Below are 21,197 nucleotides of genomic sequence, written 5' to 3' on the forward strand. Positions count from 1 at the left end.
GCGAAACCCCGTGGCGCGGCATATCGGCTAAGATCGTGCGATCGAGACACCGCCAGCGGCCCCGCCGCCGGCTGAAACCAGGCCTTCTTTTCCACTGTAATCAACGACATAGCGCGGCGCGCCACACTTGCCCGCGGATTTGAAAACCATGCAAACCCAAACCCATCCGCTGATTGCCCCGACGCTCGGCACCGTCCGTAATCTGACGAGTTTCCACTACGGTCCCGGCGGCGGGCAGAAGATTTACATCCAGTCCTCGCTGCATGCCGACGAGTTGCCCGGCATGCTGGTGTCGTGGGCGCTGCGCCGCAAGCTCGCCGCGCTGGAAAGCGCCGGCAAGGTGCGAGGCGAAGTGGTGATCGTGCCGGTGGCCAATCCGATCGGCCTGAATCAGCACTTTCTCGGCCATCTGACCGGCCGTTTCGAAACCAACACCGCGCAGAACTTCAACCGCAATTTCTATGAACTGGCGGCGCTCGTCGAGCCCGTCATCGAAGCGCGCCTGACCGACAACCTCGACGCCAACCGCACGGCGATTCGCACCGCGATGCGCGAGGCGCTCGACGCGCTGGAGCCGCACACCGAACTCGAATCGCAACGTCTGGCGCTGCAAAAACTGTCATACGACGCCGACGTCGTGCTCGATCTGCACTGCGACTGGGAAGCCGCAATGCACCTCTACACGAACCCCGACCTGTGGCCGGAGGTCGAACCGCTCGCGTGCTACCTCGACGCGAAGGCTTCCCTGCTCGCGCTGAATTCGGTCGGCAATCCGTTCGACGAAATTCACAGCTTCTGCTGGTCGGATCTGCGCGGCCGATACGGCGACCGTTTCCCGATTCCGAACGGCTCGATCTCGGTCACGATCGAATTGCGCGGCCAGCGCGAAGTGTCGTACGACTACGCAGAACGCGACGCGCAGGCGATCATCGAGTATCTGACTTCGCGTGGCGTGATCGACGGCACGCCCGCCCCGCTGCCGGCGCTGGAATTCGCCGCCACGCCGCTTGCCGGTGCGGAGCCGATCGTCGCACCGATCAGCGGCGTGCTGGTGTATCGCACGGAAGTCGGCACGTGGGTCGATGTCGGCCAGGCGATTGCCGACATCGTCGATCCGTTGACCGATCGCGTCGTCACGTTGAAGAGCAGCGTCGCCGGTGTGCTGTATGCGCGCCATCTGACGCGCTTTGCAACAGCCGGTCTGGAGTTCGCGCGCATTGCCGGCGCGAAGGCGTTCAGAAGCGGTTCGCTGCTCAGCAATTGATTCGCAGAACGCAAAATGCCCGCTCATTCAGCGGGCATTTTGCTTATGCACGATGCGGCGATGGCAGTTCAATTCCGCCAGCCACGCCACGCGGAAAAACCTCAGAAAGCCGGAATGATCGCGCCTTTGAATTGCGTGTCGATGTACTTGCGCACTTCGTCCGACTCATACGCGGCAACCAGTTTCTTGACCCACGGCTTGTCGCGATCCTGCACGCGCACCGCGATCAGATTCGCGTACGGACCCTTCAGGTCTTCGATTGCGATGGCGTCTTTGGTCGGCTGCAGACCGGCCTTCACCGCGTAATCGGTATTGATCGACGCGGCGTCGAGATCGTCGAGCGCGCGCGGCAATTGCGCGGCATCGAGTTCCACCAGCTTGATCTTCTTCGGATTCTCCGCGACGTCGAGCGGCGTCGCGTTGACCCCGTTCGTGCCGGCACCCGGCTTCAACTTGATCACGCCGTACTTCTGCAACAGCAGCAGCGCGCGATTGCCGTTCGACGGATCGTTCTGAATGCCGACCCGCGCGCCTTCCGGCAAGTCCTTGAGCGATTTCAGTTTCTTCGAATAGAAGCCCATCGGCGACACGTAGGTCAGTCCCACGTTGACGATCTTGTAGCCGCGCTGCTTGATCTGGCTGTCGAGAAACGGCTGATGCTGGAAACCGTTCGCATCGAGATCGCCGGCGTCGAGCGCGGCGTTCGGCTGCACGTAGTCGTTGAATTCGATCACCTTGAGATTCAGGCCCTCGCGCGCCGCGACCCTGGTCACGACGGTCCAGATCTGCGCATCCGGTCCGCTCATCGTGCCGACCTTGAGCTCGTTGTCGGCCGCGTGAGCCAACGTTGCCGTCAGCGAAATGGCGGCCACGGCGAGCAGATTCCTGATGATTGTGCGACGTTGCATGCTGTCCCCATCGTTCATTGAATTGATAGGCCCGCATCGTCGCACGCTGTTGCAGCGCCCGAAAACCAATCGTTTTTCACACGCTTATACGCATCAAAACGGAAAAGCTTATTTATGCCGCTTTGCTTGATCTGGAATAGCAAAGCTAGCGGTTGTCGCACAAACACGACAGACACCGAAGATTCTGAAACTGTCACATACCTTACTCTGCATTCCCTTAAATTTCGGCCATCGCACGACCGGCCAAAGAGATCGGCGCCGCGATCGCTTAATTTTTAATCGGAGAATGTCTTGAACAAGAAAGTAATTGCCGCCGCTACCCTCGCCGTCGTCGCCAGCGCAGCCCATGCGCAAAGCAGCGTTTCGCTGTACGGCATTATCGACGCCGGTATCAGCTACGTGAACAACTCGAAGACCGCAACCGGTCACGACAACCTCTTCAAGTATGACGACGGCGTTGCTCAAGGCAGCCGTTGGGGCCTGCGCGGCACCGAAGATCTCGGTGGCGGCCTGAAGGCTCTGTTCGTGTTGGAGAACGGCTTCAACAGCGGCACCGGCGCGCTTGGCCAGGGCGGCGCGCTGTTCGGCCGTCAGGCGTATGTCGGTCTGTCGCAGAACAACGTCGGCTCGCTGACGTTCGGCCGCCAGTATTCGTTCTCGACGGATTATCTGGGCGGAAACTACTCGACCGGCGGCCAAACGGTTGCGGGTAACTACGCTTACCACATCAACGACGTGGACCAACTGACGTCGAGCCGTATCAACAACTCGGTCAAGTTCAGCAGCGCGAACTTCGCGGGTCTGACGTTCGGCGGCATGTACGGCTTCTCGAACCAGGCTGGCGGCTTCGCTGGCGTGCCGGGCTCGGGCACGACCACCGCGCCGGTCGCAGGCTCGTCGCGTGCATACAGCTTCGGCCTGAACTACGCAAACGGCCCGTTCGGCGTGGGCGCAGCGTACACGGACATCCGTTACCCGGGTCAGGCAGCGCCGGCTTTCTCGACGTCGCTGGCTAACGTGACGTTCCCGACGCTCGGCGCGGGCCAGATCCGCGATCTGCGCACGGTCGGCCTGGGTGGCCGTTATGCAATCGGCGCGGCGACGCTGTGGGCGTTGTACACGAACACGCGCCTCGAAGCGGTTTCGGGCGCGGCAACGACGTTCGCTGCGTACGAAGCAGGCGCGAAGTACGCGTTCACGCCGGCACTGACGGTCGGCGCAGGCTACACGTACATGCACCTGAGCAACGCCAATACCGGCCACTGGAATCAGGCCGACCTGAGCGTCGACTACGCGCTGAGCAAGCGTACGGACGTGTACGCACTGGGTATTTACCAGATCGCCGCCGGCCACAACGGCACGCAAGATCTGCAAGCGCAGATCGGTTCGAGCACGAGCTACTTCAGCACGTCGGGCACGGGTGCGGACAATCAGCTGGCGTTCCGCGTCGGTATCCGTCACAAGTTCTAAGCGACTTTGCGGGCGGGGAGTGCGAGCTCCTTGTCACGTGGTTGTGGAAAAACGCCCTGCGGGGCGTTTTTCTTTTGGGACGGCTCAGGCCGCGAGCTTCATGCTCACCAACCGGTTCAAACTGACGCCCTGCTCGGCCGCCTGCATTGCCAGCGCGCGATGCTGCTGCGGCGGGATACGAACTCTGAACTCGCCGCTATAACGCTTCTCGGCCAGCGGTTCGGGCACGGTCTCACCGCTTTCTCGCATATCGGCAATCGCATCGGCGACTGTGGCGCGAATGCCCTTCAACGCGGCGTCCGGCGTACGCGCGAGCCACGACAGGGATGGAAACTCCGCGCACAGGCCGACGTGTTCGCCGTCTTCCGGCGACCAGGTTACGCGATAGGTGTAGTGATCAACTGGCATGTTGGCTCTCCGTGAGCTTATCTATGGCATTCAGCACCTGACGTATCTGATACGCCTTGGCTTTGCCGTTATCGTTTTGAATATTGACGCGAGGATCGCCTGGCCACGGCGTTTTGAACACCGCGTGGCTGGAGCCGGATCGCCGTGGCTCGCCGAAATATTCCACGCAGACCTTGAGCAACGCCGCGAAACGAACGTTGGTCGGCTCCCGGCGCATCTGTTCAAGAATCTTTTTTGTCATACTTCAATGGTGCCATTAATGACACCATCGTTCAAGCCCCAGTCCCCTGCGGAACGTTGACCGCCGCTAACGGAAATCGCCGCGTCACCCCACCACTTCCAGCCCCACCGTCGCATCTGGTACGCTGCGCCCTTTGCTACCGCTTGCATTCGACTCGATGGAAACTCCTTTCAATGATCGCGGCGTGTCGGTCACGCGTAACGCACTGTCCTCCGCCGGCCAGGTTTTTCCGCTGCGCGATATCGTCGACGTTCAGGTCGTCACCGTGCCGAAAAACAAAATCCTGCCGCGTGCCATTTCAGCACTCGGTCTGATTGGCGCGATTGTCGGCGGGATATTCCGTTCACCGGTCGGTATCGTGTGCGGCACGATGCTCGTCGTGGTCGGCTGGCTCACCTGGGCGACCCAGGACGTCACCCATCGGCTGATGGTGCAAACCGCGAGCGGCGAGCGCGAAGCGCTGATGAGCGTCGATCGCGAGTTCGTCGAACGCGTCGCCGCCGCCGTGCATGAAGCGAAAACAGCAGCCGCCACCGCGCCCAAGGTTTGAAGCGCCGATCACGTCGGCAGATCACGTCGCGTTAACACAATTTTGATTCGCACGTCGACAGCTTTTGCGCGTCGTTGACGCGTGCGTCGTTAGAGTGAGCAGGTGTCAACAACATGCGCCGCCACACCGGGTCGGCGCAATCACGATGCTCACGTCCGCAGTCACGTCTTCCCCGTCCCGCCAGCGCGCATCGCGCCCTGCCAGCTCGACCCACCTCGTCGTTCCGCTCGTCATCATCGACGTCACCGTGCCCGGCGTGTCGTCGGCAGCCGGACGGCGCGCGCTGCACGCCACCCTCGGCGACGATCTGCGCCTCTATATCGTGACCGTCGACAAACTCAACGAACGTGTGACCTTTCGCGTCGAAGTGACCTCGCGCACGCTCGACGACGTAATCGGCCTGCTGACCGTCGCACTCGACAACGCCACGCTCGGCCGCGCTCAGGCCACCGTGATCCGTCAGCCGCGCGAATATTGATGTAGGTCATCGTTTGCACGGGTCATGCGCCGAAAACACGGCGATCCGGCAAATCTTGACAAATCTTTGCAAATGCCCAGGCGCGGCCCTGTAGAGTCGCCGCTCCTGTTATCGCGTGTTCCTTCCGCTGGCGCCGGCAAGCGTGCCGGCCTTCCTGCTCGCATTGCTCGTGCTGGCCTTGATCCACGCCGCGGTGCCGACGCCTGGAACACGCTCCTTTGCAAAGCGTGATCTATGTTCCTGTTGCCTTTCGATGCCGCATGCCGGCATCTGCGTCTGCATCTGCGTCACTTCGCCGCGGCGTCATTTGCCGTCACCGTAGCCTCGGTCCTGCTAAACGGCTGCTCCGTTACCTTTCCCACGCCGGCACCACCGGCTGCCGCCGCGTCGCTGATCAACGGCGGCCATGACGGCATGCTGATTCCGCTGCACGTGGAACGCGTTGACGAGGGCCATGCGCGCGTCGGTCTGCCGGTACAACTCGACGGCCGCGCGGTCTATCTCGCGATGGACACCGGCACGCAAGGCATTCGGGTATTGAAGTCGGTACTGCCGGGTTCGAATTACGCCAGCGGCGGCGCAGCACCGTCGTTCGCGCTGGCGAACGGCGCCGAGATTCTGGGCGCGAGCGCGAAGCTGCCGTTCAGCGTCGCCGGGACCCAACCGGAACCGATCATCGTGCAAGCGGTAGACACCGTGCGTTGCCTGCCGAACGCGCGCCGCTGCGTGGGAATGGACGGCTATACCGGCGAATTCGGCTGGGCGTTTTCCGGCATTTTCGGCATCGGTGCCGCGCCGCCGAACGACACCTGCTGCACGCAACCGTTGCGCGCTTTGCCCGGGCATATAGGCGAGCGTTATCTGGTTCACGCGAATGTCGACAAGCCGTATCTGCTGCTGAGCCCGTCGGGTGCGCTCACGAAGAACTACACGATGGTGCCGCTCACGGCAGCGCCGGACGGCGCCGCGCAATGGCCGCGCGGGTGCGTGAACGTCGGCAACAAGATGACGTTCTGCGCGCCGCTCGTGTTCGCCACCGGCAGCAGCGGGATGATTCGCATCGAAATGGACAAGGCGCCCAACTGGACCGCCGACAACGACGAAGGCAGCGTGCTCAACCAGGGCAACTACGAAACCGCGATCGGCGTCGGCTCGTGGGTGCATCGCTACGAAAATGCACAGGTGACGATCGTAAAAGCGAAGCCGGATGCGAACCGTATCGTGATCGGCTTGATGGGCATGCAGAACATCGACGTGCTGTTCGATTTCCAGCGTGCCCAGTTGGGTCTCTTCGCCGCAAAACAGAGCGAACAGTTCGCGCCCTGAGCGGCAACCCAATCGATTAATAAAAAGGCCGTGCGGCTCAAGAGCCCGCACGGCCTTCTTCAGCAACCCAAACGCGCCGCCATCAGTCGATAGTCAGCGGGTTCACATGCCAGATCTCGCGCGCATATTCGCCGATCGTGCGATCCGACGAAAACTGTCCCATACCCGCGACGTTTTCAATTGCACTTTCCGCCCACGCGCGTTTGTCGACGAAGCGCGCATCCACTTCGTCCTGCGCTTTTGCGAAAGCCGCGAAATCCGCGAGCACCATGTAGTGATCGCCCCAGTCCACCAGCGTGTGGAAAATATCCGAGAAGCGCAACGGATCGTCCGGTGAGAAGAAGCCGGTGCGAATCTGGTCGAGCGCCATCCGCAGTTCCGCATTCTCTTCGTACAGTTGACGCGGCCGGTAGCCGGAAGCGCGCAACGCATCCACTTCATCGGCGGTGTGACCGAAGATGAAAATGTTGTCGCGTCCCACCGCATCGCAAATCTCGATGTTCGCCCCGTCCATCGTGCCGATCGTCAACGCGCCGTTGAGCGCGAGCTTCATGTTGCCGGTGCCCGACGCTTCGGTGCCGGCCATCGAAATCTGCTCCGATAGATCGGCGGCCGGAATGATCAGCTCGGCCACGCTCACGCCGTAATTCGGCACGAACACCACCTTGAGACGGTCGCCGATCAGCGGATCGTGATTGACCTTTTCGCTGACGTCGCCGATCAGTTTGATGATCGTCTTCGCCATCCGGTACGCAGACGCGGCTTTGCCGGCGAACATCACCACGCGCGGCACCCAGTCGCGTTCCGGGTTCTCGCGAATCTGGTTGTAGCGCACGATTACGTGCAGCACGTTCAGCAACTGCCGTTTGTATTCGTGAATACGCTTGACCTGCAGATCGAACAGCGCGTCCGGATCGAAGTGCAGCTTCGTGTGATGCGCGAGACGCTGCACGAGGCGCAACTTGTTCTGCCGCTTCGCTTCGCGGAAAGCATCGATGAAATCGCTGTCGGTACGTAGGTCGCGCAGTTGCTCGAGTTCGAACAGATCGCTGCGCCAATGCCGGCCAATCCGCTGATCGATCAGCGAAGACAGCGACGGACTCGCCTGCGCGAGCCAGCGCCGCGGCGTGATGCCGTTCGTCACGTTGGTGAAGCGGTCCGGATAGATGCGCGCGAAGTCGGCGAAAATATCGCGCGTCATCAGTTGCGAATGCAGCTTCGACACGCCGTTGACCTTGTGACTCGCGACGATCGCCAGATACGCCATCCGCACGCGCCGCTGCCCGTATTCGTCGACGAGCGAGATGCGCCGGATCATTTCGCCGTCGTGTCCGGATTGCTCGCTGACGTGCTTCAGAAAGCCCGCGTTGATCTCGAAGATGATCTCCAGATGCCGCGGCAGCAAACGCGCGAGCATCTCGACATCCCACGTTTCGAGCGCTTCGGGCATTAACGTGTGGTTCGTGTACGAGAAAATCTTCGTGACGTGATGCCATGCCTTGTCCCACGGCAAATGATGCACGTCCACCAGCAAACGCATCAGTTCAGGAATCGCCAGCACCGGGTGCGTATCGTTCAGATGCACCGCCACTTTTTCGGAGAAACGCCCGAAGGCGCTGTGCGTACGCTGATAACGGCGAATCAGATCCTGCATCGTCGCGGAGACGAAAAAGTATTCCTGCCGCAAACGCAATTCGCGGCCGGCCGGCGTCGAGTCGTCCGGATACAGCAGGCGCGACACGTTCTCCGACATGTTCTTGGTGTCCACCGCATTGCGGTAATCGCCGCGATTGAACGCGCCGAGATCGAGTTCTTCGGTGGCGCGCGCGGACCAGAGGCGCAGTGTGTTGGTCGCGTCCGTCGCGTAACCCGGAATGACGGTGTCGTACGCGGTCGCGTTCACATGTTGGGTATCGATCCACTCGACGTGCTCGCCGCGCTGCACCGTGCGGCCGCCGAAGTGAATGATGTACGTGACTTCGGGCCGCGGAAATTCCCACGGATTGCCGGCGCGCAGCCAGTAATCCGGCGCTTCGACCTGCTCGCCGTTGACGATCTGCTGACGGAACATGCCATATTCGTAACGGATGCCGTAGCCGAATCCCGGAATGCCGAGCGTCGCCATCGAATCGAGGAAACAGGCCGCGAGCCGCCCGAGGCCGCCGTTGCCGAGCGCGGCGTCCGGCTCGATATTGACCAGCATGTCCATGTCGACGCCGAGACTCGCGAGCGCCTCTTTCATCTGATCGTGAATGCCGAGCGCGAGCAACGCGTTCGTGAACGTGCGGCCGATCAGGAATTCCATCGACAGGTAATAGACGCGTTTGACGTCCTGTTCGTATTGCAGGCGCGTGGTTTTCATCCAGCGCGCGACGAGGCGGTCGCGTACGGCGAGCGCCGCGGCGTGCAGCCAGTCATGCGGATGCGCGGTGACGGCGTCCTTGCCGACGCCATACATCATGCGATTGGAAATTGAGCGCCGTAGCGCGTCGACGGTACTGTTGAGCTGGTCGAATTCCAGATCGACGGCTGTCATCGAAGCCTCCGGGAAAAAGCGACGCGGCATACGCGAACCGCACAGATGACGGACGGGAGGCGCGTGCCGGTCAGGCGGGTTAACAAACAGAGTAGGACATTTTACGGCCCACGGACATCGCCGGGCGCGAGCGGTCTTCACGCACATGCCATGCCCGCCGATGTACGGCGCCGTACGCCTGTTGCGCACGCGCACGGTGCAAAAGACGGGCTGGCGGCGTGCGAGCGGTACGTTGGCGGCACTGAGCACGTGCATTGCACGTCTTGAAACTGCCGAAGAATTGCAGGCGATCGCGCGGCCCGGATACAGAATGAAGCGCGATTATTTTTATCGTGTGACGGGGGTGAAATGATTGCGAAAGCTTCGATCTGTGGTGAAATCGCGGCGGCCTCGTCTGCCGGGCGGTTTGTCGGTGACGCTTGCTCTACGCGGCGGCCGAACGGATTCGAAGTCTGGCGTTGGACTTGACCGTTAGTTGCGTTACAAAGCGGACCGGCGCTACGTACCCGTTCGCTTGCCTGCACGTTTTCTACGTCTCTGTAACAATCGCTACATTCATCGCGCTGGCCCTCTTTAATGCCTGTCGAGGGTCGACGCGCTTCATTCCACTCACGCCTGCCGCTAGTACCCCGCCCCTGTCTTCAGGGCGGCGCCGAAGCACGCATAACCCGACGAGCCACGCCTTGTCCGACAAACCCAGCGCCGCCGCCGCGGCCATCCCCGCCGACGGCCCCATGTCCGCCGCAAACCGACGCGCGCTCATCGCGCTGATGCTCGCCGTCGCGCTCGCGACCCTCGACACCGCGATTGCCAACACCGCACTCCCCGCGATCGCTACGGATCTGCACGCCGCGCCGGCGGCTTCGGTGTGGATCATCAACGCGTATCAGCTCGCGATGGTCGCCACGCTGCTGCCGCTCGCGGCACTCGGCGACATCGTCGGGCATCGGCGCATCTATATCGGCGGGATCGCACTGTTTACGCTGGCCTCGCTCGCGTGCTCGCTTTCGTCGACACTGCCGGAACTCGCCGGCGCACGCGTGCTACAGGGCCTCGGCGCCAGCGCGATCATGAGCGTCAACACCGCACTGATCCGCTATTTGTATCCGCCGAATCGACTCGGACGCGGGCTCGGCACGAATGCGCTGATCGTCGGCGTATCGTTCGCGGTCGGGCCGACGGTGGCGTCGCTGATTCTCTCGGTGGCGAACTGGCCGTGGCTGTTCGCCGTCAACGTGCCGCTCGGCGTGCTGGCGCTCAGCTTCGCGTGGCCCGCGTTGCCGCATACGGAACGCGGCAAGCACAACTTCGATCCGGTCGCGGCGCTGCTCAACGTGATCACTTTCGCGGCGCTGATCTTCGCGCTCGGCGAGGCTGCGCAGCGCGCTTCCGCCCAACTGGTGCTGAGCGCGGCGGCCATCGCGCTGGTGTTCGGGCTGCTGCTGATCCGCCGCGAAGCGGGACACCCGGCGCCGATGCTGCCCGTCGACCTGTTCAAGCGGCCGGTTTTCGCGCTCTCGGCGGTGACGGCCGTGTGTTCATTCGCTGCGCAAGGCCTTGCCTTCGTGTCGTTGCCGTTCTATTTCGAGGACGTGCTGCATCGCAGCCAGGTCGAGACCGGCTTTCTGATGACGCCATGGCCCGTGGTCGTGGCGTTGGCCGCGCCGCTCGCGGGCGGCCTGTCGGACCGCTATCCGCCGGGGCTGCTCGGCGCGATCGGGCTGGCGGTGTTGTCGGCGGGGATGGCCGCGCTGGCGTTGTTGCCCGCGCATCCGCATGTGCTCGACATCGGTATCCGGATGGCGATTTGCGGTGCGGGCTTCGGCTTCTTCCAGTCGCCGAATCTGAAGGCATTGATGGCGAGCGCGCCACCCGAGCGCAGCGGCGGCGCGAGCGGCATCGTCGCCACTGCGCGGCTGTTGGGGCAGACCACCGGCGCGGCGCTCGTCGCGCTTTGCTTCGGGATCGCCGGCCGGCACGGGCCGACGCTCGCGCTCGCCACCGGCGCGTTTTTCGCGGGCGCCGCAAGTCTTGCAAGCGGACTGCGGCTGTTCGCGCCGTCGCATCGCGCGGGCATTCACGAGAAAACCTCGGCGAAATAGACGCTGGAATAGCCGTTGAAATAAGCAAAGCGGGCGCACCGTTTGTACGGTGCGCCCGCTTTTTTCATGAGTGCGGCGTTGGCTTAAGTGGCGTGAGTGACGTTATCGGCACGCACAAGCGTCGCCGCACATTGCTCAATGCGCGGCGAAATACCCCTTCACAGCCGCGATAAACGTATCGATATCCGCGCGCGACACATCCTTATGCGTGACGAAGCGCGACGCGTACAGCATCTGCGTGAGGATGCCGCGCTCCTTGAGCCATGCCTCGAGCGGCGCGCAATGCTGCTGCGGAAACTGCGCGAACACCATGTTGGTGGCGACCGATTGCACCTTCACGTGCGCAATGGACTCCAGTCCAGCCGCGAGATGCGCCGCGTGCGCGTGATCGTCGGCGAGACGCTCGACGTTGTGATCCAGCGCGTACAGACACGCGGCGGCCAGCACGCCCGCCTGACGCATCCCGCCGCCCAGCACCTTGCGCCAGCGGTGCGCCACGTCGATCAACGGCTTGCTGCCGACCAGCACTGAGCCGACCGGTGCGCCCAGCCCCTTCGAAAAACAGATCGACACCGAATCGAACGGTGCGCACAGCACCGACACCGGCTGCTCCGACGCAACCGCCGCGTTATAGACGCGCGCGCCGTCGAGGTGAGCGGACAGGCCATGCTTGCGGGCCAGTTGCACGGCTTCGTCGACGTAAGCCGTCGGCAGCACCTTCCCGCCGATCGTGTTTTCGAGCGCCAGCAGCTTCGTGCGCGCGAAGTGATCGTCGATCGGCTTGATCGCGGCAGCGATCTTTTCGAGCGGGATCGAGCCGTCCGCGGCGTTCTCCAGCGGCTGCGGCTGGATGCTGCCGAGCACCGCCGCACCGCCGCCTTCGTATTTGTAGGTGTGCGCCAGTTGGCCGACGATGTATTCGTCGCCGCGCGCGCAATGCGCCATGAGCGCGGCGAGGTTGCTCTGCGTGCCGCTCGGGAAGAACAGTCCGGCTTCCTTGCCCGTGCGCTCGGCGACGGTGGCTTGCAAACGAAGCACGGTCGGGTCGTCGCCCCAGACGTCGTCGCCGACTTCGGCGGCCGACATCGCCGCGAGCATTGCCGGAGTCGGACGAGTTACGGTGTCGCTGCGCAAATCGATCATTTGAAAACCCTTCAGCCTACGCTTGGCAATGTGTGAGTAAGGACAGCCCGCGGCAGTCGGTCAGCGCGTTGCTTCAAAGGGTGGGATGAAGCGCACGCGCGGACACGATGGCGGCGGCGAAGCCACACAGTGTATTCAATTAAAGCGGGACTGAGAACAACGCTTCAAAAACGGACGGGACAAACCGAACCACCGTCAACATACAAAACGGGGCGCATCACTGCGCCCCGCCTCGTTCAACTTTGCATCAGCCGCCAGCCCAAACAGCCGTGCCTCAGCCGCCAGACTTCGGCAGCCATGCAAGAGGATCCACCGGCTGGCCGTTCTGGCGCACCTCGAACTGGATCGACGCCACGCCGCGGCTGTCCACGCCCACTTCGCCGATGGTCTGCCCTTGCGCGACCGCATCGCCTTCTTTCACGAGCAACGTGCTGTTCTGACCGTAAGCCGTGATCAGCGAATCGTCATGCTTGATGATGATCAGCGGACCATACGCCTCGATGCCGGAACCTGCGTAGACCACGCGTCCGGTGGCGGCCGCCTTGACCGGGTCGCCAGCATGCCCGCCGATCACGATCCCGTTCGATTTGCCTGGCGCAAAAGCCTTCAGCACCGGTCCACGCAACGGCCACAGCAGCACGCCCTGCTGCGGGCCGGCCGCCGGAGCACCGGAGGTAGCCGGCGCGCCAGGCGTGCTGCCCACCGCGACGGGCGGCGTCACCACGCTGCCGGAAGCCATCGGCGGGGCAACGCGCAACACTTGCCCCGGCGTGACCGCGGCATTCGCCGCGAGACCGTTCCACGCCGCAATGTCCTGCGGCCTGTGACCGTAGGCCGACGCAATGCCCCCCACCGTGTCGCCCGGATTGGCGCGGTAATAGCCTGCCGGCACCGGGACCGTGCTCAACGTGGTCGGCCGCGTCGGCGCGCTGTTGTAGAACGGCGTGCTATCCCACGGCATCGACGTGCAACCGCCGACCATCACGCCAACCGTGGCCGCGATCACGAGCCGTGTCCCCGTCAATTGCCATTGTCTCGTCATGTGATTTTCCTCGACATTTTGATTTGATCGATTCAATTCAAGCCCCAAGCATTTGCCGTGCCGCGCCGGCATCGATGCGAACTTTGGCGCTGTCAGACACTGCCCTGCGCCTCGACCACCAGAATGCGCGCGACGCCGATCGGATGCGCAACATGCTCGGTGCCGACCGACGCGTAGAACACGTCGCCCGTTTCCAGAATCGCCGACTGCTCCTGACCGGCCTCGCGATACTTCATCTCGACGCGGCCGTCGAGCACCGCGAACACTTCCTCGCCGTCGTTCACGTGCCATGTGTACGGTCGATCGGTCCAGTGCAGGCGTGTCGTGATGCCGCCCATGTTGGCAATATCGAGCGCGCCCCAAGGACGCGTCGCGGTGAAACTTTTGCTGCGAATGATCTTCATAGGCATCAGCCGGATGGGAATTCAGGACGCGGTCCGCGCATCACGCAGTGATCCGGTGCCACTCAACGCCACCCCACGCCACCCACGAGGCATCGAAGGCAGCCCGGTCCGCGCGCGGCAGTGTTTCGACTCGCCCCCATTATAGGACCCCGGATCACGCAAGCTCGCGCCAGAAGCCAGCGCGCGGCCTTTCATATGATCATTGAATCCCATCCGGGCTCGCCTATACTCAGTCAACCTGCCGCCGCGCGCCGTGCGCCAACCGCCTGAATCAACAAGGAGTTGGGGATGAACAAAGCCACCTTTCTGGCCGTGCAACTCAACGTCGACGACATCGCGGCGTCGCCGGGTCTGGTCGAGTTGCTGAACACGCATCTGGTTTTTGCAGCCGACGTCGCCGAAGCCGCCGATGCGCTCGTGCAACTGGCCAGCATCGCCGGCCTGTCGAGCGGCGTCGAAGCGAGCGTCGAGATTCCGGCGGTGGCGATCGAGCGGCTACGCGAGGCGCTCGACAATCTCAGCGGCTACGACGAATCCTGGCTGCTCGCGCTCGAACCGAGCCGCGCGCTATTCGATGAAATCGGCCGACGGCACCGCTCGTTGCATTAGTCCACATGAGCCCACGTTCCCCGAAACACCCGCCGTAAACGACAAAACGCCGCCCTTTTCAACAGGCGGCGTTTCCAATTCTGCACCGCCCTCAACAGGCGGCGCTTGCAGCAATCCAGCGAATTAATTGCCGAAGTAGACCGAGTTACGATCGGTGCTGCTGACCGAACGGCCACTTTGCGACGTACCGGCCATCGGTGCGCCGTAGCCGCTGTTCACAGCCTGGGCGGTGCCGTTTTGCGCGTCGACACGTGCCTGAGCGGCTTGCAGGTTAGCCGGGTAGTCGGTGTGGTCGCCGAGCGGGTTGTAGCCGGCCTGTTCGAGCTGCACCAGTTGAGCGCGGACTTCAGCGCGCGTCACCGGCTGGTTCGATTGAGCGAACGATGCAACAGGAGCGGCCAGAGCGGCGGCGACGACAACTGCAGAGATAAGCGTCTTCATGATGTAAACCTCCAGAACTTGTTTTGATCGCTTTGGGCTGGTTGTCCCGCAGCGGTTAAGCAGAAGTTTAGGAGTGAGGACATCTAGGGGAAACCCCTAAAACGACGAAACTCTATTCCAATTTAGGCAACAATCAACGCTCTACCTAGCTGGAACCCCGCCTGACCGTTTGCTTTCAGCAATAATTGCGCAAACGCATTTCAATCGGCAGACAACCCGGCGCACCTTTACCGCAAGGGGCGCCGGATCGTCGTTCAAACGCTCAGTTCCAGTTCGCGTGGAAGCTGCCCGGCTTGTCGATGCGTTCGAACGTATGCGCACCGAAGAAGTCGCGCTGTGCCTGCACGAGGTTCGCCGGCAGGCGTTCCGAGCGATAGGCGTCGAAATAGGCCACGGCCGACGCGAATGCCGGCACCGGCACGCCCGCATTGATCGCGGCGATCACGACTTCGCGCAGAGCCGACTGGTAATTCTTCGCGATGTCGCGGAAATACGGGTCGAGCAGCAGATTGGCGATCGCTTTGTCTTTCGTGTAGGCGTCCGTGATCTTTTGCAGGAAGCGGGCGCGGATGATACAGCCGGCGCGGAAAATCTTCGCAATGGTGCCGTAGTCCAGATCCCACTTGTATTCTTCCGACGCCGCGCGCAGTTGCGCGAAGCCCTGTGCGTACGAAATCACCTTGCTGAAATACAGCGCGCGGCGCACCGATTCGATGAACGCATCGCGCTCGACGCCCAGCGGCTTGGCGGCCGGCCCTTCCAGCACCTTGCTCGCGGCCACGCGCTGGGTCTTCAGCGAAGACAGCACACGCGCGAACACGGCTTCCGTGATCAGCGGCAGCGGCGCGCCGAGGTCGAGCGCGTTCTGGCTGGTCCACTTGCCGGTGCCCTTCTGCGCGGCGCGATCGAGAATCACGTCGACCAGATCCTTGCCGGTTTCGTCGTCTTTCTTGCTGAAAATCTTCGACGTGATTTCGATCAGGTAGCTGTCGAGTTCGCCCTGGTTCCACTCGGTGTAGACCTTGCCCAACTCTTCGTTCGACAGACCCACCACCTGCTTGAGCACCGCGTAGCTCTCGGCGATCAGTTGCATGTCGCCGTATTCGATCCCGTTGTGCACCATCTTCACGAAATGGCCCGCGCCGTCCGGACCCATGTACGCGACGCACGGCTCGCCGTCCGGCGCCTTCGCGGCGATTTCGGTGAGGATCGGCGCAACCAGATCGTAAGCGTCGCGCTGGCCGCCCGGCATGATCGACGGGCCTTTCAGCGCGCCCTCTTCGCCGCCCGACACGCCCGTGCCGATGAAATGCAGGCCGGACTTCGCGAGATCCTGATTGCGGCGGATCGTGTCGGTGAAATGGGTGTTACCGCCGTCGATCAGGATGTCGCCTTTATCCAGCAGCGGTTTGAGCTGGTTGATCGTCGCGTCGGTGCCTTCACCTGCCTTGACCATCAGCAGGATGCGGCGCGGTTTTTCCAGCGACTCCACGAACTCTTCCAGCGTGAAGGCTGGCACCAGCTTCTTGTCCGGATATTCGGCGATGAGTTCGTCGGTTTTCTCGCGGCTACGGTTGTACACCGACACCGCGTGGCCGCGGCTCTCGATGTTGAGCGCCAGATTGCGGCCCATGACCGCTAGCCCCACCACGCCGATTGCCTGTTTGCCCATGTGAATTCTCCAGAGTCCAAAAAATGTCGAGACGCCGCGCCGGAAGCAACATCGGCGGGACGTCGAGGGTGAAAGAATAAAAGAAATGCCGGCTTGCCGCTCGTTGGCCGGCAACGGGCGGCGCGCTTAACTGCTACGCTCGCCCGGATCGCCATTTCCGAGCTCGCTGACGCTTGCCTTCCGACTCCCTGCATCCTGCTTGCAGCCGAACGTTGTGTCAGACACGCTCCACACGTTCGCGTTTCCTGAACACCAGACTGAAATTGTTGGCCGGCATTGCAAGCGGCTCGTCGCATACCAGTCCCACCGATGCGCCCAACGCTATCACGGCTTCAAGGTCGCGCACGCCCCATGTGGGGTTACGGCTTTGCAACTGTTGATCGAACGCGTCGTTGCTCGGCGCGGTGTGAACGCCGCCGCGCTTGTACGGGCCGTACAGATACAGTACACCGCCGTCGGCCAGACGGCGGCCCGCGCCGGCAAACAGCGCTTGCGTCGCGGTCCACGGCGAGATGTGAATCATGTTGATACAGATCACCGCGTCGAGCTTTTCCGCGAGCTTTTCCATTCCACCCACGCCCCAATCGGCCTGATGCACGTCGAGCTCGAGCGGCGCGCGCACGTTCGTGAGCCCTTCGTGCGCGATCCAGCCCGCGATCGACGCCCGCGCGTCCTCGTCGAGATCGCTCGGCTGCCAGTCGAGTCCGGGCATCGCGCCCGCGAAGCACACCGCGTGCTGGCCGGTGCCGCTCGCGATTTCCAGCACGCGGCCCTGCGCCGGCAGCACCTCGCGCAACACAGCGAGAATCGGCTCGCGATTGCGTTCGGCGGAAGGCGAGCGTTGCCGCAACGCGGGATGGAATTCAGTCATGGTCAGCTTCAGGATCGGCCATGGGCCTTAGTAAAGAGTCGTGCGTATGCGCTCGGCGAATTCGCGGTCGTAAGTCGTGGCGTCGAAACTCGCGCCGTTGATGCGCCGGTGAATCTCGCCCGCACTCGGCAGGCTCGAACGTTCGACGTGCCGCGCGGGATCCCACAATTTCGAGCGCACGAGCGCCTTCGAACAATGAAAATACACCGCGTCGACGTCCACCAGCAGCACGGTGCGCGGCAGTTTACCGTCGACGGCGAAACTGTCCAGCAATTCAGGCTGACTGGAAATCCGGCCCCGGCCGTTCACGCGCAAACTTTCGCCAACACCGGGAATGATGAACAGCAGCGCGAGCTGCGGCCCGGCGATGATGTTACGCAAACTGTCGATGCGATTGTTGCCGACGCGATCGGGCAGCGCGAGCGTATGTTCGTCGAGCACGCGCACGAAACCCGGCGCGTCGCCGCGCGGCGAACAGTCGAGCCCTTCCGGTCCCGCGGTCGCGAGCACGACGAACGGCGATGCTTCGATCAACGCGCGATAGTCTTCGTTGACGTACGGAATTTCCTTGCGCACCGCGCGTTCATGCGGCTGGCCGTAGATGGCTTCGAGCTGGTCGAGCGTCGTCAGCATCGGCGTTCCTTTTCCTGAAGATTGAAGTTTTCTGCCTGGGTGCGGCCTGGGTCCTGCTTCGGTCAATCCAGCGCCAGCAAACCGGTCAGCGCGGTGAGCGTGTCAGCGCACGGCGCCGCGATCTTCAGCGACAACAACGGATCGGCACGCGTGCGGCCGAGATTGATCGCGACGATCGGCTTGCCCTGCTTCTGCGCCCACACGCAGAACCGGTAGCCCGAATAGACCATCAGCGAAGAGCCGACCACCAGCACCGCGTCGGCCGCCTCGAGCGCGTGCGACGCGGCTTCGACGCGCTCGCGCGGCACGCTTTCGCCGAAAAACACCACTGCGGGCTTCAGCAAACCGCCGCAGTTCGAACACGCCGGAATCCGGAACGACGCGAGATCGTGCCATTCGAGATGCGCGTCGCCGTCGGCGGCGGTTTCGGCGGTGACGTTCAGCAACGCGGGATTGTCGGCTTCGAGCGTGCGCTGGATCGACGCGCGCGTGTGCTGCATCCCGCAATCGAGACACGTGACGCCGTCGATACCGCCGTGCAGTTCGATGACCTCGCGGCTGCCCGCCCGCTGATGCAAGCCGTCGACATTCTGCGTGACCAGCGTCGGCACATGCCCTGCCGCTTCGAGCCGCGCAAGCGCGACGTGCGCGGCGTTCGGCTGCGCGTCGGCGACCACCGGCCAGCCGACCATGCTGCGCGCCCAATAACGCTGGCGCATTGCGACAGTGCCGAGAAATTCCTGCAGCGTGATCGGCGGCGAGCGCTTCCATTCGCCGTTGTCGTCGCGATAGCCGGGGATGCCGGAGTCCGTGCTGATGCCCGCGCCGGTCAGCACGAACAGACGCGGATAACGCTGCACGAAAGCGTGCAGATCGTCCAGCGTGTGCGTGTCGGTGAAGGGTTCGACGTGCGCGGGTTGAGAGTCGGTCATGACGGGACGTTGGGTAGGCTGCGGCGTTGCGATGAAGCACCGGCTTCAGGCCCGCGGACGCTTGTGCGGCGTACGCGGCGGCTTGCTCTGCCGTGTCTGCCACTCGGCGAGCGCCAGCTTGTAGCGCTCGAGAGCGTCGTCGTAGCGATCGAAAACACACGGATTGCAGCCGCTATGACAACAATCGTCGAGATCGGGCTGCAGCGGCGGCACCGGCGGCGGGTCGTCCTCGGGTGTGGCTCGGGGCACGGCGAAAGGCTTCCATCAAAACGGGAAGCGCCCAGTATAAGTTGATCTCCGACCGGGCGCGTGCCCGCGCGGACGCATTTCAAGCGCGAGCGCCGCACGAGCGGCGCCAATCAGCCCCGGCCGACGAACGGCATCTTGCTCGCCATGATCGTCATGAACTGCACGTTCGCCGACAACGGCAGGTCCGCCATATGCAGCACCGCGTCTGCGACATGCCGGACGTCCATCAACGGTTCGACTGCGATCTCGCCGTTTGCCTGCGGCACGCCGCGCGCCATCCGCTCGGCCATTTCCGTTGCGGCGTTGCCGATGTCGATCTGACCGCAGACGATGTCGTACTGGCGGCCGTCGAGCGACACGGCCTTGGTGAGGCCAGCGCGACTTTCTTGATTCCCGTTGCTGTCACAGTGCTCTCCTCGTGGGCGCCGCCTGGGCCTTCGCACCATACAACAAACGGATCGCGCATCACAATTCGTGCCGCGCCGCGGGCGTGCTGCCGCTACACGCGGAAATCCGCGGCCATGTCTTCGTCGGTGCGCGCTTGCAGATCGCCGCTGCGGCACGCCTTGAGGAACAAGTCGTAATCGTGCTCGACCTGATCCGCGTAGCTCGACGCGTAAGCGGTGAGCGCCTCCGCGAACTGATCGCCACGGCCGATATACGCGCTCACTTCGATCGCCTGGCCGCTCGCCTTCGCATGCGCGCGCGCCATGATCCAGCCGCACAACTTCGCATACCCTTCCAGCAGATCCGTGTCGAACAGTTCGATATTCGCCGACAGCTTCATGTCGCGTAGTTGGCGGAAATAGAAATGCCGCCCGAGCGGCCCCGTCGCCCAGCCGAGAAAGATGTCGCTCGCGGCCTGCAACATGCGCTGCCCTTGCACTACACGTTCGCCCTCGTGCTTGATGGCGGCTGACTTGTAGAACTGGCCGATCACCGAAGGCCGCGCCTCCTTCAGTTGCAGGAACAGCGGCTTACCCATGTGGTCGACGCTCAGCAACACAAGGCAACGCGTGCCGACGCTGCCCACGCCCACCACCTTGAAGACGATGTCCTGCACGGTGAAGTGACCGAGCAGTTCGCGCCGGTCGTGCGACATCGTCTTCAGATACTCGCCCCACATGCGTTCGAGCATCTTGCGCCAATTGCCGCTTCGATAGACCTCGGTTTCTTCCGGCGTGAACAGCGTGTTCGCCCCCAGCACATGGAACAGCGCCGGCGGCGCATCGCGGATCTTCCAATGGTCGCCGTCGTGCTCCGCCATTTTTTCCAGCAGGTTTTCGTGCGTGCGGCTCGCGGCCTTTTCCATTCCGCGACGCACCGTGCGACGACGCTCAGGCGTGAGCGCGGTCTCGGCCATCCGGTCGAAAGTAATGCGGTCGTACCAGAGTTCGAGCGCTCCGCATTGCGCGTACTGCGTCATCCGATCGCGGTATTCCGTCACCGCGGTCATCACCAGATGCTCGGCCGTGCCGCGGCTCAGGCGCATATGCCGCGCCGCGACCACGAGACTCGCGGTGAGACGCTTCAGATCCCATTCGAACGGCCCGACCGACACTTCGTCGAAATCGTTCAGGTCGAATACGAGCTGCCGCTCGGGCGTGGCGAATCCGCCGAAGTTCATCAGGTGGCCGTCGCCGCAGATCGGCATCGTGAGGCCCGTATCGCGAACCTGACTGAGATCGTGTGCCTGAATGATCGCCGTGCCGCGAAAGAACGTGAACGGAGACGCCGCCATGCGTCCATAGCGAAGGGGCACGAGGTTTTCGACGCGATCCTCGCTGCTTTGCCTGAGCAGTGCAATCGGATCGCGCTGCAGCTCACCTACCGCGCGATGGCTCGAACGCTTCGAATGCTCCCGGGCGGCGCGGCCACGGGCCTCCCGTTCGGCGATGGTGGTGGCTTTCATGGTCTC

21 protein-coding genes and 1 pseudogene are annotated in these 21,197 nt (G+C 63.0%); 7 read left to right on the top strand and 15 right to left on the bottom strand.

Annotated elements, in window-relative coordinates; all coding sequences use genetic code 11:
• The first annotated feature begins 148 nt into the window (after positions 1 to 148).
• Complete coding sequence (locus PQQ51_RS08870; protein WP_408496400.1) at positions 149 to 1,264, top strand: succinylglutamate desuccinylase/aspartoacylase family protein; 1,116 nt, start codon at positions 149 to 151, stop codon at positions 1,262 to 1,264.
• A gap of 101 nt (positions 1,265 to 1,365) precedes the next feature.
• Here PQQ51_RS08870 and PQQ51_RS08875 read toward each other — a convergent pair whose 3' ends face one another.
• Positions 1,366 to 2,172 carry a MetQ/NlpA family ABC transporter substrate-binding protein gene (locus tag PQQ51_RS08875; protein WP_408496401.1) on the bottom strand — a complete coding sequence of 269 codons (807 nt, stop codon included), beginning with the start codon at positions 2,170 to 2,172 and terminating at the stop codon, positions 1,366 to 1,368.
• Between the two features lie 291 nt (positions 2,173 to 2,463).
• On the opposite strand from PQQ51_RS08875, the gene PQQ51_RS08880 reads away from it, so the two are divergent.
• On the top strand, positions 2,464 to 3,642 hold the full coding sequence (locus PQQ51_RS08880) for a porin (protein ID WP_408496402.1): 1,179 nt from the start codon (positions 2,464 to 2,466) through the stop codon (positions 3,640 to 3,642).
• 84 nt (positions 3,643 to 3,726) lie between these two features.
• On the opposite strand, the gene PQQ51_RS08885 is transcribed toward PQQ51_RS08880, so the two are convergent.
• Together PQQ51_RS08885 and PQQ51_RS08890 are read right to left on the bottom strand one after the other, a co-directional pair.
• Positions 3,727 to 4,050, bottom strand: a complete 324-nt coding sequence (locus PQQ51_RS08885; protein ID WP_408496403.1) for a type II toxin-antitoxin system HicB family antitoxin — start codon at positions 4,048 to 4,050, stop codon at positions 3,727 to 3,729.
• Positions 4,040 to 4,291, bottom strand: coding sequence for a toxin HicA (locus PQQ51_RS08890; protein WP_408496404.1), 252 nt, complete (start codon positions 4,289 to 4,291; stop codon positions 4,040 to 4,042). The genes PQQ51_RS08885 and PQQ51_RS08890 overlap by 11 nt, the downstream gene beginning before the upstream one ends.
• A gap of 157 nt (positions 4,292 to 4,448) precedes the next feature.
• On the opposite strand from PQQ51_RS08890, the gene PQQ51_RS08895 reads away from it, so the two are divergent.
• The 3 genes from PQQ51_RS08895 (at position 4,449) to PQQ51_RS08905 (ending at position 6,645) form a co-directional block, all read left to right on the top strand.
• Positions 4,449 to 4,841, top strand: coding sequence for a DUF6232 family protein (locus PQQ51_RS08895; RefSeq protein ID WP_408496405.1), 393 nt, complete (start codon positions 4,449 to 4,451; stop codon positions 4,839 to 4,841).
• A 145-nt stretch (positions 4,842 to 4,986) separates the two neighbouring features.
• Entirely contained in the window at positions 4,987 to 5,319 is a 333-nt protein-coding gene (locus tag PQQ51_RS08900) for a hypothetical protein (protein ID WP_408496406.1), read from the top strand.
• Positions 5,320 to 5,553: 234 nt separating this feature from the next.
• Positions 5,554 to 6,645: a hypothetical protein gene (locus tag PQQ51_RS08905; protein WP_408496407.1), complete on the top strand. Its 1,092-nt coding sequence runs from the start codon at positions 5,554 to 5,556 to the stop codon at positions 6,643 to 6,645.
• 82 nt (positions 6,646 to 6,727) lie between these two features.
• Here PQQ51_RS08905 and PQQ51_RS08910 read toward each other — a convergent pair whose 3' ends face one another.
• Positions 6,728 to 9,181 (bottom strand): glycogen/starch/alpha-glucan phosphorylase, encoded by a 2,454-nt coding sequence (locus PQQ51_RS08910; protein WP_408496408.1) that lies wholly within the window; start codon positions 9,179 to 9,181, stop codon positions 6,728 to 6,730.
• Between the two features lie 734 nt (positions 9,182 to 9,915).
• On the opposite strand from PQQ51_RS08910, the gene PQQ51_RS08915 reads away from it, so the two are divergent.
• On the top strand, positions 9,916 to 11,283 hold the full coding sequence (locus tag PQQ51_RS08915; protein WP_408496549.1) for an MFS transporter: 1,368 nt from the start codon (positions 9,916 to 9,918) through the stop codon (positions 11,281 to 11,283).
• A 135-nt stretch (positions 11,284 to 11,418) separates the two neighbouring features.
• Here the strand turns inward: PQQ51_RS08915 and ltaE are convergent, their stop codons facing one another.
• From ltaE to PQQ51_RS08930, 3 genes are all read right to left on the bottom strand, one after another.
• Positions 11,419 to 12,426 carry a low-specificity L-threonine aldolase gene (ltaE, locus tag PQQ51_RS08920; RefSeq protein ID WP_408496409.1) on the bottom strand — a complete coding sequence of 336 codons (1,008 nt, stop codon included), beginning with the start codon at positions 12,424 to 12,426 and terminating at the stop codon, positions 11,419 to 11,421.
• Between the two features lie 274 nt (positions 12,427 to 12,700).
• Positions 12,701 to 13,468: a peptidoglycan DD-metalloendopeptidase family protein gene (locus PQQ51_RS08925; RefSeq protein ID WP_408496410.1), complete on the bottom strand. Its 768-nt coding sequence runs from the start codon at positions 13,466 to 13,468 to the stop codon at positions 12,701 to 12,703.
• A gap of 92 nt (positions 13,469 to 13,560) precedes the next feature.
• Positions 13,561 to 13,872, bottom strand: a complete 312-nt coding sequence (locus tag PQQ51_RS08930) for a cupin domain-containing protein (protein WP_408496411.1) — start codon at positions 13,870 to 13,872, stop codon at positions 13,561 to 13,563.
• A 288-nt stretch (positions 13,873 to 14,160) separates the two neighbouring features.
• Here PQQ51_RS08930 and PQQ51_RS08935 point away from each other — a divergent pair, with 288 nt between their 5' ends.
• Positions 14,161 to 14,481: a hypothetical protein gene (locus PQQ51_RS08935; RefSeq protein ID WP_201075734.1), complete on the top strand. Its 321-nt coding sequence runs from the start codon at positions 14,161 to 14,163 to the stop codon at positions 14,479 to 14,481.
• 123 nt (positions 14,482 to 14,604) lie between these two features.
• On the opposite strand, the gene PQQ51_RS08940 is transcribed toward PQQ51_RS08935, so the two are convergent.
• From PQQ51_RS08940 to PQQ51_RS08975, 8 genes and pseudogenes are all read right to left on the bottom strand, one after another.
• Positions 14,605 to 14,922: a DUF4148 domain-containing protein gene (locus PQQ51_RS08940; RefSeq protein ID WP_408496412.1), complete on the bottom strand. Its 318-nt coding sequence runs from the start codon at positions 14,920 to 14,922 to the stop codon at positions 14,605 to 14,607.
• A 262-nt stretch (positions 14,923 to 15,184) separates the two neighbouring features.
• The gene (gene gnd / locus PQQ51_RS08945; RefSeq protein WP_408496413.1) at positions 15,185 to 16,594 is read right to left on the bottom strand and encodes an NADP-dependent phosphogluconate dehydrogenase; all 1,410 of its coding nucleotides are present in this window, start codon (positions 16,592 to 16,594) and stop codon (positions 15,185 to 15,187) included.
• Positions 16,595 to 16,811: 217 nt separating this feature from the next.
• Positions 16,812 to 17,465 (bottom strand): DUF938 domain-containing protein, encoded by a 654-nt coding sequence (locus PQQ51_RS08950; RefSeq protein WP_408496414.1) that lies wholly within the window; start codon positions 17,463 to 17,465, stop codon positions 16,812 to 16,814.
• A 27-nt stretch (positions 17,466 to 17,492) separates the two neighbouring features.
• Entirely contained in the window at positions 17,493 to 18,098 is a 606-nt protein-coding gene (locus PQQ51_RS08955; protein WP_408496415.1) for a pyridoxamine 5'-phosphate oxidase family protein, read from the bottom strand.
• Between the two features lie 62 nt (positions 18,099 to 18,160).
• Positions 18,161 to 19,030, bottom strand: coding sequence for an NAD-dependent protein deacetylase (locus PQQ51_RS08960; RefSeq protein ID WP_408496416.1), 870 nt, complete (start codon positions 19,028 to 19,030; stop codon positions 18,161 to 18,163).
• A gap of 45 nt (positions 19,031 to 19,075) precedes the next feature.
• Positions 19,076 to 19,279: an oxidoreductase-like domain-containing protein gene (locus tag PQQ51_RS08965; RefSeq protein ID WP_408496417.1), complete on the bottom strand. Its 204-nt coding sequence runs from the start codon at positions 19,277 to 19,279 to the stop codon at positions 19,076 to 19,078.
• Positions 19,280 to 19,389: 110 nt separating this feature from the next.
• Positions 19,390 to 19,656 (bottom strand): annotated as a pseudogene (locus PQQ51_RS08970) (3-oxoacyl-ACP reductase); the annotation flags it as partial.
• 122 nt (positions 19,657 to 19,778) lie between these two features.
• The gene (locus PQQ51_RS08975) at positions 19,779 to 21,191 is read right to left on the bottom strand and encodes a DUF2252 domain-containing protein (RefSeq protein WP_408496418.1); all 1,413 of its coding nucleotides are present in this window, start codon (positions 21,189 to 21,191) and stop codon (positions 19,779 to 19,781) included.
• Positions 21,192 to 21,197: the final 6 nt, after the last annotated feature.

Origin of the sequence: Paraburkholderia xenovorans, from assembly GCF_046030735.1 — a bacterium.
GTDB classification, from domain to species: Bacteria; Pseudomonadota; Gammaproteobacteria; order Burkholderiales; family Burkholderiaceae; genus Paraburkholderia; species Paraburkholderia xenovorans_A.

What these genes read in the sequence shown, in the direction of transcription:
- PQQ51_RS08910 (WP_408496408.1), bottom strand. Translation starts at nt 9,181, where the DNA reads ATGACAGCCGTCGATCTGGAATTCGACCAGCTCAACAGTACCGTCGAC.
- PQQ51_RS08900 (WP_408496406.1), top strand. Translation starts at nt 4,987, where the DNA reads ATGCTCACGTCCGCAGTCACGTCTTCCCCGTCCCGCCAGCGCGCATCG.
- PQQ51_RS08940 (WP_408496412.1), bottom strand. Translation starts at nt 14,922, where the DNA reads ATGAAGACGCTTATCTCTGCAGTTGTCGTCGCCGCCGCTCTGGCCGCT.
- PQQ51_RS08930 (WP_408496411.1), bottom strand. Translation starts at nt 13,872, where the DNA reads ATGAAGATCATTCGCAGCAAAAGTTTCACCGCGACGCGTCCTTGGGGC.
- PQQ51_RS08870 (WP_408496400.1), top strand. Translation starts at nt 149, where the DNA reads ATGCAAACCCAAACCCATCCGCTGATTGCCCCGACGCTCGGCACCGTC.
- PQQ51_RS08875 (WP_408496401.1), bottom strand. Translation starts at nt 2,172, where the DNA reads ATGCAACGTCGCACAATCATCAGGAATCTGCTCGCCGTGGCCGCCATT.
- ltaE (WP_408496409.1), bottom strand. Translation starts at nt 12,426, where the DNA reads ATGATCGATTTGCGCAGCGACACCGTAACTCGTCCGACTCCGGCAATG.
- PQQ51_RS08885 (WP_408496403.1), bottom strand. Translation starts at nt 4,050, where the DNA reads ATGCCAGTTGATCACTACACCTATCGCGTAACCTGGTCGCCGGAAGAC.
- PQQ51_RS08960 (WP_408496416.1), bottom strand. Translation starts at nt 19,030, where the DNA reads ATGACCGACTCTCAACCCGCGCACGTCGAACCCTTCACCGACACGCAC.
- PQQ51_RS08925 (WP_408496410.1), bottom strand. Translation starts at nt 13,468, where the DNA reads ATGACGAGACAATGGCAATTGACGGGGACACGGCTCGTGATCGCGGCC.
- gnd (WP_408496413.1), bottom strand. Translation starts at nt 16,594, where the DNA reads ATGGGCAAACAGGCAATCGGCGTGGTGGGGCTAGCGGTCATGGGCCGC.
- PQQ51_RS08975 (WP_408496418.1), bottom strand. Translation starts at nt 21,191, where the DNA reads ATGAAAGCCACCACCATCGCCGAACGGGAGGCCCGTGGCCGCGCCGCC.
- PQQ51_RS08915 (WP_408496549.1), top strand. Translation starts at nt 9,916, where the DNA reads ATGTCCGCCGCAAACCGACGCGCGCTCATCGCGCTGATGCTCGCCGTC.
- PQQ51_RS08890 (WP_408496404.1), bottom strand. Translation starts at nt 4,291, where the DNA reads ATGACAAAAAAGATTCTTGAACAGATGCGCCGGGAGCCGACCAACGTT.
- PQQ51_RS08955 (WP_408496415.1), bottom strand. Translation starts at nt 18,098, where the DNA reads ATGCTGACGACGCTCGACCAGCTCGAAGCCATCTACGGCCAGCCGCAT.
- PQQ51_RS08950 (WP_408496414.1), bottom strand. Translation starts at nt 17,465, where the DNA reads ATGACTGAATTCCATCCCGCGTTGCGGCAACGCTCGCCTTCCGCCGAA.
- PQQ51_RS08895 (WP_408496405.1), top strand. Translation starts at nt 4,449, where the DNA reads ATGGAAACTCCTTTCAATGATCGCGGCGTGTCGGTCACGCGTAACGCA.
- PQQ51_RS08905 (WP_408496407.1), top strand. Translation starts at nt 5,554, where the DNA reads ATGTTCCTGTTGCCTTTCGATGCCGCATGCCGGCATCTGCGTCTGCAT.
- PQQ51_RS08935 (WP_201075734.1), top strand. Translation starts at nt 14,161, where the DNA reads ATGAACAAAGCCACCTTTCTGGCCGTGCAACTCAACGTCGACGACATC.